The organism is Streptomyces sp. NPDC017890, assembly GCF_044328675.1.
GTDB lineage: Bacteria > Actinomycetota > Actinomycetes > Streptomycetales > Streptomycetaceae > Streptomyces.
The window spans coordinates 150,311-166,194 of sequence record NZ_JBIRHU010000005.1 but is presented as its reverse complement, the minus strand read 5'-3'; the positions used below and the strand labels follow the sequence as shown (position 1 = coordinate 166,194).

At 73.9% G+C, this 15,884-nt stretch carries 12 protein-coding genes; 9 read left to right on the top strand and 3 right to left on the bottom strand.

Annotation, left to right across the window (positions count from 1 at the left end):
- Window positions 1-27: 27 nt before the first annotated feature.
- The 5 genes from sucB (at window position 28) to ACH4F2_RS08735 (ending at window position 7,512) form a co-directional block, all read left to right on the top strand.
- Window positions 28-1,812, top strand: coding sequence for a 2-oxoglutarate dehydrogenase, E2 component, dihydrolipoamide succinyltransferase (sucB, locus tag ACH4F2_RS08755; protein WP_398131979.1), 1,785 nt, complete (start codon window positions 28-30; stop codon window positions 1,810-1,812).
- Between the two features lie 263 nt (window positions 1,813-2,075).
- Window positions 2,076-2,699, top strand: coding sequence for a GntR family transcriptional regulator (locus ACH4F2_RS08750; protein ID WP_398131978.1), 624 nt, complete (start codon window positions 2,076-2,078; stop codon window positions 2,697-2,699).
- A 402-nt stretch (window positions 2,700-3,101) separates the two neighbouring features.
- The gene (gene aceE / locus ACH4F2_RS08745; protein ID WP_398131977.1) at window positions 3,102-5,804 is read left to right on the top strand and encodes a pyruvate dehydrogenase (acetyl-transferring), homodimeric type; all 2,703 of its coding nucleotides are present in this window, start codon (window positions 3,102-3,104) and stop codon (window positions 5,802-5,804) included.
- Between the two features lie 71 nt (window positions 5,805-5,875).
- On the top strand, window positions 5,876-6,934 hold the full coding sequence (locus ACH4F2_RS08740) for a helix-turn-helix transcriptional regulator (protein ID WP_398131976.1): 1,059 nt from the start codon (window positions 5,876-5,878) through the stop codon (window positions 6,932-6,934).
- A 56-nt stretch (window positions 6,935-6,990) separates the two neighbouring features.
- Window positions 6,991-7,512, top strand: coding sequence for a DUF4240 domain-containing protein (locus tag ACH4F2_RS08735; RefSeq protein ID WP_398132099.1), 522 nt, complete (start codon window positions 6,991-6,993; stop codon window positions 7,510-7,512).
- Between the two features lie 68 nt (window positions 7,513-7,580).
- Here the strand turns inward: ACH4F2_RS08735 and ACH4F2_RS08730 are convergent, their stop codons facing one another.
- Window positions 7,581-8,498, bottom strand: coding sequence for a peptidoglycan recognition protein (locus tag ACH4F2_RS08730; RefSeq protein ID WP_398131975.1), 918 nt, complete (start codon window positions 8,496-8,498; stop codon window positions 7,581-7,583).
- Window positions 8,499-8,605: 107 nt separating this feature from the next.
- Between ACH4F2_RS08730 and ACH4F2_RS08725 the strand changes: the two genes are divergently transcribed.
- The gene (locus ACH4F2_RS08725; protein ID WP_398131974.1) at window positions 8,606-9,790 is read left to right on the top strand and encodes a MarP family serine protease; all 1,185 of its coding nucleotides are present in this window, start codon (window positions 8,606-8,608) and stop codon (window positions 9,788-9,790) included.
- A gap of 3 nt (window positions 9,791-9,793) precedes the next feature.
- Here ACH4F2_RS08725 and ACH4F2_RS08720 read toward each other — a convergent pair whose 3' ends face one another.
- Window positions 9,794-10,288: a GNAT family N-acetyltransferase gene (locus tag ACH4F2_RS08720; protein ID WP_398131973.1), complete on the bottom strand. Its 495-nt coding sequence runs from the start codon at window positions 10,286-10,288 to the stop codon at window positions 9,794-9,796.
- A 117-nt stretch (window positions 10,289-10,405) separates the two neighbouring features.
- Between ACH4F2_RS08720 and ACH4F2_RS08715 the strand changes: the two genes are divergently transcribed.
- Both ACH4F2_RS08715 and ACH4F2_RS08710 read left to right on the top strand, forming a co-directional pair.
- The gene (locus ACH4F2_RS08715) at window positions 10,406-11,353 is read left to right on the top strand and encodes a TIGR01777 family oxidoreductase (protein ID WP_398132098.1); all 948 of its coding nucleotides are present in this window, start codon (window positions 10,406-10,408) and stop codon (window positions 11,351-11,353) included.
- Window positions 11,354-11,649: 296 nt separating this feature from the next.
- Window positions 11,650-13,053 (top strand): NAD(P)/FAD-dependent oxidoreductase, encoded by a 1,404-nt coding sequence (locus tag ACH4F2_RS08710; protein WP_398131972.1) that lies wholly within the window; start codon window positions 11,650-11,652, stop codon window positions 13,051-13,053.
- 72 nt (window positions 13,054-13,125) lie between these two features.
- Here the strand turns inward: ACH4F2_RS08710 and ACH4F2_RS08705 are convergent, their stop codons facing one another.
- Entirely contained in the window at window positions 13,126-14,589 is a 1,464-nt protein-coding gene (locus ACH4F2_RS08705) for a regulator (RefSeq protein ID WP_398131971.1), read from the bottom strand.
- A 236-nt stretch (window positions 14,590-14,825) separates the two neighbouring features.
- Here ACH4F2_RS08705 and lipB point away from each other — a divergent pair, with 236 nt between their 5' ends.
- Window positions 14,826-15,677, top strand: a complete 852-nt coding sequence (lipB, locus tag ACH4F2_RS08700) for a lipoyl(octanoyl) transferase LipB (protein ID WP_398131970.1) — start codon at window positions 14,826-14,828, stop codon at window positions 15,675-15,677.
- Window positions 15,678-15,884 lie beyond the last annotated feature (207 nt).

The window sequence follows — 15,884 nt, the reverse complement described above, 5'->3', positions numbered from 1 at the left end:
GCAATTTCGTAAGGAGCAACCGAAACCATGGCGGTTTCCGTAACCCTTCCGGCGCTCGGCGAGAGCGTCACCGAGGGCACCGTCACCCGTTGGCTGAAGGCCGAGGGTGAGCGCGTCGAGGCCGACGAGCCGTTGCTCGAGGTCTCGACCGACAAGGTCGACACCGAGATCCCGGCCCCCGCCTCCGGCGTGCTGTCCTCCATCAAGGTCGCCGAGGACGAGACCGTCGAGGTCGGCGCCGAGCTGGCGCTGATCGACGACGGCTCCGGCGCACCGGCGGCCGAGGCCGCCCCGCAGGCCCAGCAGGTCGCCGAGCCGGCCCCCGAGCCCGCCCCGGCCGCCCCGTCCACCGAGCAGGCCGCCCCGGCGCCCGCTCCGACCGCCGAGGCCTCCACCGGCGGCGGCTCCGCCGAGGGCACGGACGTGGTCCTGCCCGCGCTCGGCGAGTCCGTCACCGAGGGCACCGTCACCCGCTGGCTGAAGTCGGTCGGCGACAGCGTCGAGGCCGACGAGCCGCTGCTCGAGGTCTCGACCGACAAGGTCGACACCGAGATCCCGGCCCCCGCCTCCGGCACCCTGCTGGAGATCGTGGTCGGCGAGGACGAGACCGCGGAGGTCGGCGCCAAGCTGGCCGTCATCGGCGCCGCCGGTGCCGCGCCCGCCGCCGCTCCGGCCGCCCCCGCGGCCCCGGCCCAGCCCGAGCCCACCCCGGCTCCGGCGCAGGCCGCCCCTGCCGCTCCGGCCCCGCAGGCGCCCTCGGCTCCCGCCCCGCAGCAGCAGACCACCCCGGCGCCCGCGCCCGTCCCGTCCGCCCCGGCGCCCGCGCCGGCCCCGGCTGCCGCTCCGGCCGCCCCGGCCGCCGCCCAGCCGGTGGACGACGGCGCGTACGTCACCCCGCTGGTGCGCAAGCTCGCCGCCGAGAACGGCGTCGACCTGTCCACCGTCAAGGGCACCGGCGTCGGCGGCCGTATCCGCAAGCAGGACGTCACCGCCGCCGCCGAGGCCGCCAAGGCGGCCGCCGCTCCGGCTCCGGCCGCCGCTGCCGCCCCGGCCGCCGCCGCGAAGAAGGCCCCCGTCCTGGAGGCCTCCCCGCTGCGCGGCCAGACCGTCAAGATGCCCCGCATCCGCAAGGTCATCGGCGACAACATGGTCAAGGCGCTGCACGAGCAGGCCCAGCTGTCGTCGGTCGTCGAGGTCGACGTCACCCGCCTGATGAAGCTGCGCGCCCGCGCCAAGGACGCGTTCGCGGCGCGTGAGGGCGTCAAGCTCTCGCCGATGCCGTTCTTCGTGAAGGCCGCGGCCCAGGCGCTGAAGGCGCACGCGCCGGTCAACGCCAAGATCAACGAGGCCGAGGGGACCATCACCTACTTCGACACCGAGAACATCGGTATCGCGGTGGACTCCGAGAAGGGCCTGATGACCCCGGTCATCAAGAACGCCGGTGACCTCAACCTGGCCGGCATCGCCAAGGCGACCGCCGACCTGGCGGGCAAGGTCCGGGCCAGCAAGATCAGCCCGGACGAGCTGGCGGGCGCGACCTTCACCATCAGCAACACCGGTTCGCGCGGCGCGCTGTTCGACACGATCATCGTGCCGCCGGGCCAGGTCGCCATCCTCGGCATCGGCGCCACGGTCAAGCGCCCGGCCGTCATCGAGACGGAGGAGGGCACGGTCATCGGCGTCCGCGACATGACGTACCTGACCCTGTCCTACGACCACCGTCTGGTGGACGGCGCCGACGCCGCCCGTTACCTGACGGCGGTCAAGGCGATCCTGGAGGCGGGCGAGTTCGAGGTCGAGCTCGGCCTGTAATCCCCCTGCCAGTGGGCCTGTACGGTGCCCCCGCCCGGAGCTCTCCGGGCGGGGGCACCTTCGTGTTCCGGCCGGTATGCGTCGTGTAAGTCTCGTCTCACCTGCGTGAAAGCGCCCCCGTACGCCCTTCCGGCTCGCGGTGACGGCCGTATTGTTTCTCCACGTCAGTCGCCCCAGGGGTCCCGCCGCCGCCCCACCACCGCCCCGCAACGAGGCCCTTCGGGCCGCTGTATAAAATCCTTGCCCCTCCCGAAGGAGCTCTCATGACCGCGCCCGTCGTCCACTCGCTGCGCGAACAGATCCGCGAGCACATCCTGGAAGGGATCATCAGCGGACGCTGGCAGCCGGGCGAGCGGATCGTGGAGCGACGGATCGCCACCGAGCTGGAGGTCAGCCAGACCCCGGTACGGGAGGCGCTGCGGGAGCTGGAGTCGCTGCGGCTGATCGAGTCGGCGCCGAACAAGGGCGTGCGGGTGCGCAACCTGACCGCCGCCGACCTGGAGGAGAGCTACCCGGTCCGGGCCGGTCTGGAGGCGATCGCCGCGGAGCTGGCGGCGGACCGGCTCGCCGAGGACTGCTCGGCCCTGGAGCCGCACGTCGCCGCGCTGTACGAGGCCGACCGGGAGTCCGACGGCACGGCCCAGGTGCGGCACACGGTGGGCTTCCACCGGGAGCTGGTGCGGGCGGCCGGCAACTCGGTGCTGCTCCACACCTGGGAGGGGTTGGGCATCGAGGTGTTCACGGCGCTGTCGATACGGTGGCTGGGCACGGTGCAGCAGTCGTACGCGGAGGAGCACGAGGAGCTGGTGGCGGCGTTCCGTCGCCGGGACCCGCGTATCCCGGAGATCGTCAAGGCCCACGTCCTGGGGTGCGCCCCCCGCGCCTGAGTCTCCTCGCCCCCGCCGCCCCTTCCCGTCCCGGGGGCTGCGGGGCTGCGCCCCTGGGACGGACACAGCCCGTCAGTGGCGCGGGGAACTGCGCGACCAGCCAGGGCTCACCCGTAGACGCCCGCCGGCCGAACCCCGCTGGCTCATCCGCGCCCACCCCTCTCACCTGCACGAATCCCTCCGACTGGACCGTCACCCCGTGCCACCGCCAGAGGCACCCCGTGCCGACTTTCTCGGTATCGAGAGGTTTTGCCCCTCAACCCTTTGATCGATCATCGATCAGCGAGTTACAGTCACCGACGGGCTTCCACCCAAGCCTCACGCCCTGTCCTGCCAAAGACCTAGGGCACCCCCGAACCCTTGACGATGAGGGAACCCCCTTCGACTGAGGAAGGCGGCGACATGACCGACCCCAAAGCCATCCAGCCGAGCGAGCTCGACCAGCTCCCGGACCGCGACCCCGAGGAGACCGCCGAGTGGCGGGCCTCCCTGGACGCCGTCACCAAGGCGGCCGGGCCGCACCGTGCCGCATATCTGATGCGCCGCACACTGGAGCGCGCCGAGGGCGCCGGCATCGCACTGCCGAAGCTCCTCGAGACGGACTACGTCAACTCCATCCCGACCGCCGACGAGCCCGTCGTGGACGGCGACGAGGCGTTGGAGCAGCGGATCACCGCCTGGAACCGCTGGAACGCGGCGGCGATGGTGACCCGCGGCAGCAAGTACGGCGTCGGCGGCCACATCGCCACCTTCGCCTCCGCGGCCTGGCTGTACGAGACCGGCTTCAACCACTTCTTCAAGGGCAAGGAGGGTGACGGCTCCGGCGACCAGCTCTACGTCCAGGGCCACGCCTCCCCCGGCATCTACGCCCGCGCCTTCCTCGACGGCCGCCTGAACGAGGAGCAGCTGGACAACTTCCGCCGCGAGGCCGGCGGCAACGGCCTGCCGTCCTACCCGCACCCGCGGCGCCTGCCCTGGCTGTGGGAGTTCCCCACCGTCTCGATGGGCCTCGGCCCGATCTCCGCGATCTACCAGGCGCGGTTCAACCGCTACCTGACCAGCCGCGGCATCAAGGACCTGAGCGACTCCCACGTGTGGGCGTTCCTCGGCGACGGCGAGATGGACGAGCCGGAGTCCACCACCGCGCTCACCCTCGCCTCCCGCGAGGGCCTGGACAACCTGACCTTCGTCATCAACTGCAACCTGCAGCGCCTCGACGGTCCGGTCCGCGCCAACTTCAAGATCGTGCAGGAGCTGGAGGCCCAGTTCCGCGGCGCCGGCTGGAACGTCGTGAAGTCGCTGTGGGGCACGGCGTGGGACGAGCTCTTCCAGCTCGACACGACCGGCGCGCTCGTACGCCGCCTGCGCGAGGTACCGGACGCGCAGGTGCAGACGTACCAGACGCGCGACGCCGCCTACATCCGCGAGGACTTCTTCGGCAAGGACCCGCAGCTCGCCGAGATGGCGAAGCTGCTGTCCGACGACAAGATCCTCGAGTGCTTCCACTACTCGCGCGGCGGTCACGAGTCCCGCAAGGTCTACGCCGCGTACAAGGCCGCGCTCGCCCACAAGGGCGCGCCGACCGTGATCCTGGCCCAGACGGTCAAGGGCCACACCCTCGGCCGCGGCTTCGCGTCCAAGAACGCCAACCACCAGATGAAGAAGCTCTCGGTGGACGAGTTCAAGGACATGCGCGACCTGCTCGGCCTGCCGATCGCGGACAGTGCCTTCGTCGACGGCGTGGTCCCCTACGGCCACCCTGGCGCCGACTCCCCCGAGGTCCGCTACCTCCAGGAGCGCCGCGCCGCCCTCGGCGGTCCGGCCCCGGCCCGCCGCGTGCACCCCCTCGCGCCGCTTCCCGCGCCCGCCGAGAAGGCGTTCGCGTCCTTCGACAAGGGCTCCGGCTCGCAGAACGTGGCCACCACCATGGCCTTCGTCCGCCTGGTCAAGGACCTGGTCCGCGACAAGGAGACCGGCAAGCGCTGGGTGCCGATCGTCCCCGACGAGGCGCGCACCTTCGGTATGGAGTCGCTGTTCCCGTCGCTGGGCATCTACTCGCCCAAGGGCCAGACGTACGAGCCGGTCGACCGTGACCAGCTGATGTACTACAAGGAGGCCAAGAACGGCCAGATCCTCAACGAGGGGATCACCGAGGCCGGTTCCATGGCCGACTTCATCGCCGCTTCGACGTCGTACGCGACGCACGGCGAGGCGATGATCCCGTTCTACATCTTCTACTCGATGTTCGGCTGGCAGCGCACGGCCGACCAGATGTGGCAGCTCGGCGACCAGCTCGGCCGCGGCTTCCTGGTCGGCGCCACGGCCGGCCGGACCACGCTGACCGGTGAGGGCCTCCAGCACGCGGACGGCCACTCCCCCGCCATCGCGGCGACCAACCCGGCGGCGCTGACGTACGACCCGGCCTTCGCCTACGAGGTCGCGGCGATCGTCAAGGACGGTCTGCGCCGGATGTACGGCGAGGCGGCCCCGGGCGAGGACCAGGACGTCTTCTACTACCTGACGGTCTACAACGAGCCGATGCCGCAGCCGGCCAAACCGGCCGTCCCCGGCGTCGACGAGGGCATCGTCAAGGGCCTGTACCGCTTCAACACGGCGGAGTCGGCGGGCCTGACCCCGGCCGCGAACGCCCCGCGCATCCAGCTGCTGGGCTCCGGCACCGCGATCCACTGGGCGCTGAAGGCGCAGAAGCTGCTCGCCGAGGAGTGGGGCGTGGCCGCCGACGTGTGGTCCGCGACCTCCTGGACGGAGCTGCGCCGGGACGCGCTGGACGCCGACGCGGCGCTGCTGCGCGGCGAGGAGCGGACGCCGTACATCCGCCAGGCGCTCCAGGGCGCCGAGGGCCCGGTCCTCGCGGTCTCCGACTACATGCGCCAGGTCCCGGACCAGATCGCACAGTGGGTCGAGCAGGACTGGTCCTCGCTGGGCGCCGACGGCTTCGGCCTGTCGGACACCCGCGAGGCCGCCCGCCGCCACTTCGGCGTCGACGCCGAGTCCATCGTCGTCGCGGCCCTGGCCCAGCTGGCCAGGCGCGGCGAGGTCAAGGCGACGTCCGTGAAGGAGGCGCGCGAGCGCTACGGCCTGTGAGGGCCGGCACGAGCTGAGAGGAGGCCCCCGCCGCGGCGGGGGCCTTCCGTGTTCTCCTGCATGATGTGGGCATGCGTGCTGCCCGCCTCATCAAGATGGTGCTGCTCCTCCAGTCCCGCCCGGCCATGACCGCCGCCGAGCTGGCCCGGGAGCTGGAGGTGTCGGAGCGGACCGTGACGCGGGACGCGCAGGCGCTGTCGGAGGCGGGCGTACCGGTGTACGCGGAGCGGGGGCGGGCCGGCGGCTACCGGCTGATCGGCGGGTACCGCACCCGGCTGACCGGGCTGGCGCGGGGCGAGGCCGAGGCGCTGTTCCTGTCGGGGGTGCCGGGGGCGCTGCGCGAGATGGGCCTTCAGGACGCGGCGTCGGCGGCCCGCCTGAAGGTGTCGGCGGCCCTGCTCCCCTCCCTCCGGGACGCCTCCCGCACGGCGGCGCAGCGGTTCCACCTGGACGCGCCGAACTGGTTCCGGGAGCCGGAGACGCCCGAGCTGCTGCCGGCCGTCGCGGACGCGGTCTGGGACGACCGGACCGTCGCCGCGCGCTACCGGCGCGGGGAGGACGAGGTCGTGCGGGAGCTGGAGCCGTACGGGCTCGTGCTGAAGGCGGGGGTCTGGTACCTGTGCGCGAGGGTGGCGCGGGCGGCGGGCGGCGGGGCCTTCCGCGTGTACCGCATCGACCGGTTCACGGCGGTGGAAGCGCGCGAGGAGCGCTTCGAACGGGACGACGGTTTCGACCTGCCGGCGTTCTGGACGGAGCGGGCCGAGCAGTTCGCGCGGTCGATCCTGCGGGTGGAGGCCGTGGTGCGGCTGACGCCGGAGGGTGCGCGCAGGCTGGCGTACGTCGTCGACGCGCTGTCCGCCCGGGAAGCGCTGCGGGCCGCCGGGGCGCCGGACGCGGACGGGAGGGTGACGGTGACGCTGCCCGTGGAGTCGGAGGAGGTCGCGCACACCCAGCTGAGGGGGCTGGGGCCGGAGGTGGAGGTGCTGGCGCCCGAGGAGCTGCGGGCGCGGTTCGCACGGGACGCGCGGCGGCTGGCCGGGTTGTACGGCGACGGGGCGTCCGGCGTCGGCGAGTACGGTATCGGGGCGTCCGGCGACGGGACGTCCGGCGCGGACCCGGCCGGGACATAACGATCCGCCGCACTCCGCGTGCGTCGCACCCGTCCAGGGCCGATGCTGGACCCGTGATGGACGAGACGGAGTTCTGGGAGCTGATCGACGCCACCCGGCAGGGCGCCGACGGCGATCCCGAGGGTCAGGCCGACCTGCTCGTGGAGCGGCTCCTCGAGATGGACCCGGACCTTGTGCTCGACTTCGCCCGCCATTTCGAGGCGCGTTACAACCGTGCCTGCACCTGGGACGTGTGGGGCGCCGCGTGGGTGCTGCTCGGCGGGGCGAGCGATGACGCCTTCGACTACTTCCGGTGCTGGCTGATCGGCCAGGGCCGCGAGGTGTACGAGGGCGGGGTGCACGAGCCCGACTCGCTCGCCGAGCTGCTGGACGACTTCGACGAGGAGCTGGACGGCGACGGCGAGGAGCTGGGCTACGCGGCCGACGAGGCCTATGAGCAGCTCACCGGCGCCGTCGCACCCGACCTGGGCATCGCGCCCGCGCCCGCGGAGCCGCTGGGCACTCCGGTCGACCTGGAGGACGACCGGGCCGTCGCCGCCCGCTTCCCGCGTCTGTGGGAGCGGTTCGGGCGGGACTGACCCCAGCCCGTTCCTCATGGTCCCCGCCTCCGGTCTGCCGGTGCGGCCGACGGTAGGGGGCCGGGCTCTCAGCGGCCCGCGCGACCGCTGTGCCCGTCCTGCGGGTCAGGCGGGCGGCCCTGGAGCCGGGCCGCCACGTCCCTGATGTGCGGGAGGCGGGCGGTGAGGGCCGCGCCCGGGCAGCTGGTCTGGTAGCCCTCGTCGTGGCCCGCGACGGCCGGCAGGGTGGCGGTGGCGCCGGCGGCGTACCGGCTGAGGCCGTTGCTGGAGACCAGGCTGGCCCTCCCGCGCGGGTCGGTGTCGGTGCGGCCGAGCTTCCAGGCGGCCAGCGCGGCGATCGCGTCGGTCAGCGTGTCGGGCACGGGCACGCCGTCGGTGAAGGTGCCGAGGGCGGCGATCCCGGTGGTGCGGTGGTTGAAGCCCTGGGTGTGGGCGCCGGTGACGGGGCGGTCGATGCCCCCGGCGCGGCCCTCGTAGATGGTGCCGCAGCGGTCGACGACGAAGTTGTAGCCGATGTCGTCCCAGTCCCGGGCGCCGGTCTGGCCCGTGTAGACGCCGCGGAGGATGGCCGGCACGTCGGCGCAGTCGTAGTCGTTCGGCGTGTCCGTGTGGTGGACGAAGACGGCGAGGACCTTGTCGTCGTAGCGCGGGGGCGGCTGTGCGCGGGCGGCGTCGCCCAGCCACTGTGACCGGGACACGATGCGCGGCCGGGGCGCGGCGTACCGGTCCGCGGCGGCCGTCCCGTCGTGCGTCGCGGCCGCCCGTTCCACACCGCTCGCGCACAGCGCCAGCGCGGCGACGGCGGCCAGCCCGGGCAGACAGCCGAGCAGCGCCCGCACCGCTCCCGGCATGCGGGAGGCGGCGCCCGGTAGGGGAACCGCACGCCGCTCGCGGACCCCGCGCGGTGCTCGGAAGACACGCATGGATCCACTGTCCGGCGGATCCGGTCGGCCCGCGACGTGTGCTGTGCCACCTGGCGGAACCATCGTCCCGGTCCGGGACGTTTTCCGGTTGACCCGAGGCTGATCACCCTGCCCGTCCGGCACGTACTCAGTGGCCCGGGGCCTGAGGGCCCGGTGGAAAGGCGGTTCGCGTGGACCTGCTCGACATCGCGCTGGTGCTGGTGGTGGGGGCCTACGCGGCCTCCGGTTACCGGCGCGGTCTGGTGGCCGGCTGTGTATCGCTGGCCGGCTTCGTGGGCGGTGCGGCGCTCGGCGTGTGGATCCTGCCGTGGGTGATGGACCTGGTGGCGCCGGGATCGACGGCGGCGACGGTGACCGCCGTGGTCACGGTGCTGCTGCCCGCGATGGTGGGCCACGAGCTGGCGGGGCGGCCGGCGCTGCGGTTGCGCCGGGAGCTGGCCGCGGGGCCGCTCAGGGCGGCCGACGGGGCCGGCGGGGCGGCGGCCAACGCGGTGGCGGCGCTGATCGTGGCGTGGGTGGCGGCGAGCGTCCTGGCGGCGTCCTCGTCCTCGCTGCTCACCTCGGCGATCCGGGACTCGTCGCTGCTGGGCGCGGTGCAGCGGGCCATGCCGGACACCACTCCCGCGTGGTTCTCCGGGGCGACGTCCGCGCTGGCCGAGGCGGGTTTCCCGCAGGTCTTCAACCCGTTCGAGAACGAGTCGACGGCGAAGGTCGCCGAGCCCTCCGGCGACAGTGTCACGGCGGCGGCCACCGACGCGGCCAGGCTCAGCACTGTGAAGGTCGAGGGCGTCGCCGGCGCCCAGGGCCGGGAGGGCAGCGGCTTCGTGTACGCGCCGGAGCACGTGATGACCAACGCCCACGTGGTGGCCGGCATCGACGACCCGACCGTGCGGGTCGGCGGGGTGGGGCCGGCGTACGGGGCGCGGGTGGTGCTGTTCGACCCGGGCAAGGACGTGGCCGTGCTGTACGTCCCGGACCTGACCGCGCCGGTCCTGCGGTTCGAGGACGACGCGGAGCGCGGTGATCGGGCGGTGGTCGCGGGCTATCCGCAGGACGGCGACCTGGACCTGCGGGCGGCGACCGTGGCGAACCGGATCCGGGCGAAGGGCCAGAACATCTACAGCGACGAGAACGTCACCCGGGAGATCTACTCCATACGCTCCACGGTCCGCCCCGGCAACTCGGGCGGGCCGCTGCTGACCACCGACGGCCGGGTGTACGGCGTGGTCTTCGCCCGTTCCACCTCCGACGCCCGGACCGGTTACGTGCTGACGGCGGACGAGGTGGCCGACGAGGCGCGGCGCGCGGCCGGCGCGACCCGGGCGGTGGACACGGGCGAGCCGGTCACGTCGTGAGCGTCAGGAGCCGGTCAGCGACTGGCCCATCAGCACGTCGTCGACGTAGCCGCCGTCGAGGTGGAACTCCTCCGGCTGCACGCCCTCGACGACGAAGCCCTCGGACTCGTAGAGCCCCCGGGCCGCGGTGTTGTGGCCGAGGACACGCAGGGTGATGCGGCGGAAGCCCTGGTGGCGGGCCTCGTCCACGGCGGCCCGGACGAGGGCGCGGCCGGCACCGTTGCCGCGCGCCGCGTCCAGGACGGCGAGACCGCGGATCTGGCGTACGTGGGTGTTGGAGGCCAGGGGCGTGGGGAAGCCGAGACGGACGTAGCCGACGACGGTCCCGTCGAGTTCGGCCACCAGGTGGTCGGCGGGGCCGGAGACCTCACCGAAGAAGGGGTCGTCCGGCTCCGGCCGGGGTGAGACGGCGTGCAGGTAGGACCAGGTCTCATGGTCGATCCGACGCAGCGGCCGCTCGTCGTCGGGCCTGGCCTGTCGTATGTGCGGAACTGGCATGACGATCACTGTACGACGCGGGGCCGGGGGCCGGTCCGGGGTTTTTCCGGGGCCGCCCGGCAGGATGGGCCCATGGACGACGGGCGCATGAGCGAGGGACGCGACGACAACGGGCGCATGAGCGACGAGCCTACGGGCGACGGGCGTACGGGCGACGGGCGTACGGACAGGGAACGTTCCCGCATCGCGGTGGCCGGCGCGTCCGGTGTCATCGGCGGCGCGCTGGTGCGGTCCCTGACCGCCGACGGGCACGAGGTGGTGCGCCTGGTCCGCCGCGCGCCGCGGGGTGCGGACGAGGTCCGGTGGGATCCGGAGGGCGGCCGGGTGGACGCGGCCGGGCTCGCCGGGTGCGACGCCGTGGTCAACCTGGCCGGGGCCGGGGTGGGCGACCGCCGCTGGACCGACGCGTACAAGACGCTCATCCGCAACAGCCGGGTGCACGGCACGACGGCGCTCGCGGAGGCCGTCGCTTCGCTGGAGAAGCCGCCGCGGGTCTTCGTGAACGGCAGCGCGATCGGCTTCTACGGGGAGACCGGCGACCGGTCCGTCGACGAGAGCGCGCCCGCGGGAGAGGGCTTCCTGCCGTCCGTGTGCCTGGAGTGGGAGGCGGCCGCGGCCCCGGCCCGCCGGGCGGGCGTCCGGACGGTGTTCGTGCGGACCGGGCTGGTCGTCTCCCGCCGGGGCGGGGCCTGGGGCCGGCTCTTCCCGCTCTTCCGGGCGGGGCTCGGCGGACGGCTGGGCGACGGGTCCCAGTACTGGTCGTTCGTGGCGCTGCACGACGAGGTGGCGGCGATCCGGCACCTGCTGGAGCGCGAGGACCTGTCCGGCCCGTTCAACCTGACCGCCCCGCACCCGCTGACGAACCGTGAGATCACCGCGGCCATGGGCCGGGTGCTGCACCGCCCGACGCCGTTCGCGGTGCCCGCCCCGGTCCTGCGCGCCGCGCTCGGCGAGCTGGCCGGTGACGTCCTGGGCAGCGCCCGGGTCCTTCCGGCGCGCCTGCTGGACTCGGGCTTCCGCTTCGCGTTCCCGGAGATCGACGGGGCGATCCGGGCCGCGCTGTGAGGCGGGGGCGCGCTGTGAGGCGGGGGCGGGCCGGCCGGGCCGCGGGGCAGCCCGGGGCCGGATCGCCGCCACCTCGACCGCGACCCCTCTTGGTCATCTTTGATCCTCTTCTGACCGCAGGACGGTCGCATGACGTCCGTACGGCAGCCGTATGCGACCGCCGTGCGACCGTGCCCTGCCTCCGCGCGACTCCCCCTGACCATTTCCAGACCTAACCTCGACTCGAACTCGGGTATCCCTCAAGGCGGTTGGGGGCATGACGTCTCCAGCGGCCGCGCAACCTCGAGGAGGGGCACGTGCTTGAGCCCGCGTACCAGGCGGACGTCGTCGTCGTGGGGGCCGGGATCGCCGGACTCTCCGCGGCGCATCGGCTGACCAGCGCAGGAGTGACGACCACGGTCCTGGAGGTGGCCCATACCGTGGGCGGCCGGATGGCGACCGAGAAGGTCGACGGCTTCCGGCTCGACAGAATCGGACACCTGCTGTCCACGGCATATCCCGGACCGCACCCCGCCCCCGGGCTGCCCGGCCTCGCGCTGCTGCCCTTCGCCCCCGGCGTTCTGCTGCACAGCGAGGGCCGGCACCACCGCGCGGGCGCCCCGGTGGGCACCCGGGGCGCAAGGGGCGCACTCCACGCGGTGCGCGCCCTTACGAGCGCCCCTCGGTCGGTGCCCGCGCCCCGGCGCCCTGTCCACGCCCCCGGCGCGTCCGGCAGGCCCGTACCCGCGCCCCGCACCCGCGCCGGCGCCCCGCTCGGCACCGCGGTCGACCAGGCCCGGCTCGGCGCCGCGCTGACCCGGCTCGCGAGCACCCCGGTCGAACGGCTGCTGGCCCGCCCGGAGCTGCCCGCCGCCCATGCGCTGGCGGTCCGCGGGCTGCCGGCGCGCACGATCGACGGCTTCCTGCGTCCGCTGCTCGCCGCCCTCCTGTGCGACCCGGACCTCACGACCTCCAGCCGGTGCGCCGACCTCGCGCTGCGCGCGTTCGCCGGCGGAGGGCTCGGACTGCCCGAGGGCGGTGCCGAGGCGCTGCCGGAGCTGCTGGCGCGGACGCTGCCGCCGGGCACCGTGCACACCGGTGTCCGGGTCACCTCGGTCGCCACCAACGCGGTGACCACGGCGGAGCACGGCGTCATCCGCTGCCGGGCCGTCCTGGTGGCGACCGACGCCCGCGCCGCGGCCGAGCTGCTGCCGGGCCTGAGGGTGCCGGACTTCCACCCGGTGACGGTGGTGCACCACACGACGGACGAACCCCCGGCGACCGGAGCCGCCCTGCTGCTGGACGCGGACCGCGGCGGCCCGGTCGCCCACACGGCTGTGGTCAGCCAGGTGGACCCGTCCCGTGCGCCGGCCGGGCGCGCCCTCGTCTCGTCGACGGTCCTCGGCCCTCCCCCGTCCGACGTGGACACCGCCGTACGCATCCACCTGTCCCGCGTCTACGGCACCCCGACCACCCGCTGGGAGACCCTCGCCGTGCACCACACGCCCGAGGCGGTGCCCGCGATGCGCCCACCGCACGACCTGCGCAGGCCGGTGCGGCTGCTGGCCGGCCTGTACGTGTGCGGCGACCACCGCGACACCAGCACCGTCCAGGGCGCGCTGCACTCCGGCCGGCGGGCGTCGGCGGCGATCCTGACGGACCTGGGGGCGGGGCGGCCGATGCACGCGGCGGAAACGGTGGCCTCGGCACGGGCGGCCTGAGGCCGGTCCGCGGGCCCCGCCACCTCGCCGAGGGGTGGCGGGGCCCGCGGACCGGGCACCGTGTCGCGCTCCCTATCCCAGCGCCGCCACCTTGTCCCGGTACCCCCGCACGGCCGCCGCGTCCTTGTACGGCTCCAGCCGCCGTTCGAAGTCGCGGACGTACTCCGCCGCCCGCACCGACCTCATCTCGGCCGCCTGCCCGGCCGCCTCGGCGGCCAGCTGGCAGGCCTGGTCGAGTTCACCGAGGCCGAGGCGGGCGGTGGCGAGGACGACCCGGCAGAACAGCCGGCTGCGGGCGTACACGGGGGCGCGCAGCTGCAGCGAGCGTTCCGCGTGCTGGGCGGCGGCGCGGAACTGCTGCAGGTCGCGGTGACAGTGCCCGAACTCGTCGGCGAGCTGCGCCTCGTCGAAGAAGCGCGCCCAGTGCGGTACCTCGTCGCCGGGCCGCGCCGTCTCCAGGGCACGCTCGGCCCGGACCAGCGAGGCGGTGCAGGCCCGCACCTCGCCGAGCAGGCCGTGCGCGCGCGCCTCGGCGGCGTGCAGCAGCGTCTGCACGACCGGTGGCGCGGAGGTCCCGACCCCCTGCTGCGCCACCCGCGCGAGCTGCACGGCCTCGCGCCCGTGCCCCAGGTAGACGGCCTGCCGGCTCATGGTGGCCAGCACGTACGAGCCGTACGCCCGGTCCCCCGCCGCCTGCGACAGCCGCAGCGCCTGTACGAAGTAGCGCTGGGCGAGGCCGTGCGCGGCGATGTCGTACGACGTCCAGCCCGCGAGCCGGGTGAGGTCGGCGGCGGCACCGAAGAGCCGGCGGCCGGTCTGCTCGCCGTAGGTACCGCGCAGCATCGGCTCCAGCTCGTGCTCCAGGTAGCGCACCAGGGCCTGGCGGGCGTGTCCGCCGCCGTACCGGTCGTCGAGGCTGCGGAAGAGCTCGCCGACGGAGCGCAGCGCGGCGAGGTCGCCGCCGGTGACCTTCTGGCCGGGGCCCCTCTCGGCGGGGGCCCTGCGGCGGGACGGGTCGAGCGGGACGGCGATCCTGGCGGTGACCGGGCGGCCCTGCGCGGGGATGCGGACGGGCACCTCGGCGCGGGCCACCTTCTCGTCGGCGCGGCCGATGAGCCAGTCCCGGCTGGGCACGACGAGGCCCGCCGGCGTGAAGGCGATCTTGCGGAGTTCGGCGTGGCTGCCGGAGTCCTTGCGCCACAGCCCGCCGACGATGTCGACGGCCTCCTCCGGGCCCGCGGCGAACTCCAGCCCCGCGTAGACGGGCGCGCAGGCGTCCAGGCCGAGGTCCTGGGCGGTGAGGCGGCGGCCCAGGCGCCGGGTGAAGACCTCGGCGATCAGGGCCGGGGTGGTGCCGCGTGGCTGCTGGCCGCGCAGCCACCGGGTGACGGACGTCTTGTCGTATCTCAGGTCCAGGCCGTGTTCGATTCCGAGCTGGTCGACGCGACGCGCGAGACCCGCGTTGGAGAACCCCGCTTCGGCGATGAGCGCGGCGAGCTGGCGGTTGGGGGTGCGCTGCGCGGGTCGTTCCGTCATGGTGCGGTGCGGTCTCCTGCCTTCCGGGCCGTTCGATGTGCCCGGAGCGCCTGTGAGCAGCCCTTATGGCCTCGTGAACGGCGTGAATGTAGCGGAGAGTAAACACCCGATCGCACACTTCGACCGGCATTCATCCGATCGTGTGAGGATTCCCCGCCCGGCTGACGGCGAGCGGGCGGTCGTACAGTGGCGTGGGCACGGTTCGTGCCTTACGACCTTCCAGGGAGGCACTTGCCGTGAATGAGCTGCGGTTCGTCCGAATGGGGTTCGGTGCCGATCGCGTCGAGTACCAGGAGGCGTGGGACGAGCAGCGCCGGGTGCACGCCGCGCGGTTCGCCGACGAGGTCCCCGACACCGTGCTGCTCCTCGAACACCCGCCGGTCTACACCGCCGGCCGGCGCACCGAGGACAGCGAGCGTCCGCTGGACGGCACGCCGGTCGTCGACGTGGACCGCGGCGGCAAGATCACCTGGCACGGTCCGGGCCAGCTGGTGGGCTATCCGATCCAGAAGCTCCCGCGCCCGGTGGACGTGGTGGCGCACGTACGGCGGCTGGAGGAGGCCCTGATCCGTACCTGCGCGGAGTTCGGCCTCGAGACCACCCGGGTCGAGGGCCGCAGCGGCGTGTGGGTCCTCGGCGACCCCGTCGACCAGCGCCCCGCGCCATATGGAGGGGCAGCGCGCAGCGCTTCGGCTGAGGGTGGTGGCGGGCGACGGGCGGGACTCTCCCTGGACTTCGACCCGCGCCTGACGGACGAGGAGTTCGACCCCCGGATGAACGGGCCCGAGTACGCGCCGTCCAACGCCGGCCAGCGCCGCGAGGACCGCAAGATCGCGGCGATCGGCATCCGGGTCGCGAAGGGCGTCACCATGCACGGCTTCGCCCTGAACGTGAACCCCGACAACAAGTGGTTCGACCGGATCATCCCCTGCGGCATCCGCGACGCGGGCGTCGCCTCCCTGGCGAACGAACTCGGCCGCGACGTGACCCTCGAGGAGGTACTGCCGGTGGCGGAGCGCCACCTGCGCGACGTCCTGGAGAACGCGGAACCGAAGCCCCGGGTGATCGAGAAGGCACCGGCGGCGTGATGCCGACCCGCCCGGCCCGAGCAGGCGGAGGCCATGGATCCAGCTCGTCCGGTCCTCCTCGCATGCGCAGGCCAGGAACCCGGCCCGTCCGGCCCGTGTAGGCACAGGGCATAAATCCAGCCCGTCCGGCGTTCGAGGACGAGGCCGTTCAGGCCGGAGCGGGGGCCTGGGGGCGGCAGCCCCCAGCGAGGCCAGCACCCTCGCCGG

Excerpts from the sequence above, each read along its gene's own strand:
- ACH4F2_RS08735 (WP_398132099.1), top strand. The coding sequence starts at position 6,991 with ATGGACGAGACGGAGTTCTGGGAGCTGATCGACGCCACCCGGCAGGGC.
- ACH4F2_RS08750 (WP_398131978.1), top strand. The coding sequence starts at position 2,076 with ATGACCGCGCCCGTCGTCCACTCGCTGCGCGAACAGATCCGCGAGCAC.
- ACH4F2_RS08740 (WP_398131976.1), top strand. The coding sequence starts at position 5,876 with ATGCGTGCTGCCCGCCTCATCAAGATGGTGCTGCTCCTCCAGTCCCGC.
- ACH4F2_RS08715 (WP_398132098.1), top strand. The coding sequence starts at position 10,406 with ATGAGCGACGAGCCTACGGGCGACGGGCGTACGGGCGACGGGCGTACG.
- ACH4F2_RS08720 (WP_398131973.1), bottom strand. The coding sequence starts at position 10,288 with ATGCCAGTTCCGCACATACGACAGGCCAGGCCCGACGACGAGCGGCCG.
- aceE (WP_398131977.1), top strand. The coding sequence starts at position 3,102 with ATGACCGACCCCAAAGCCATCCAGCCGAGCGAGCTCGACCAGCTCCCG.
- ACH4F2_RS08705 (WP_398131971.1), bottom strand. The coding sequence starts at position 14,589 with ATGACGGAACGACCCGCGCAGCGCACCCCCAACCGCCAGCTCGCCGCG.
- sucB (WP_398131979.1), top strand. The coding sequence starts at position 28 with ATGGCGGTTTCCGTAACCCTTCCGGCGCTCGGCGAGAGCGTCACCGAG.
- ACH4F2_RS08730 (WP_398131975.1), bottom strand. The coding sequence starts at position 8,498 with ATGGTTCCGCCAGGTGGCACAGCACACGTCGCGGGCCGACCGGATCCG.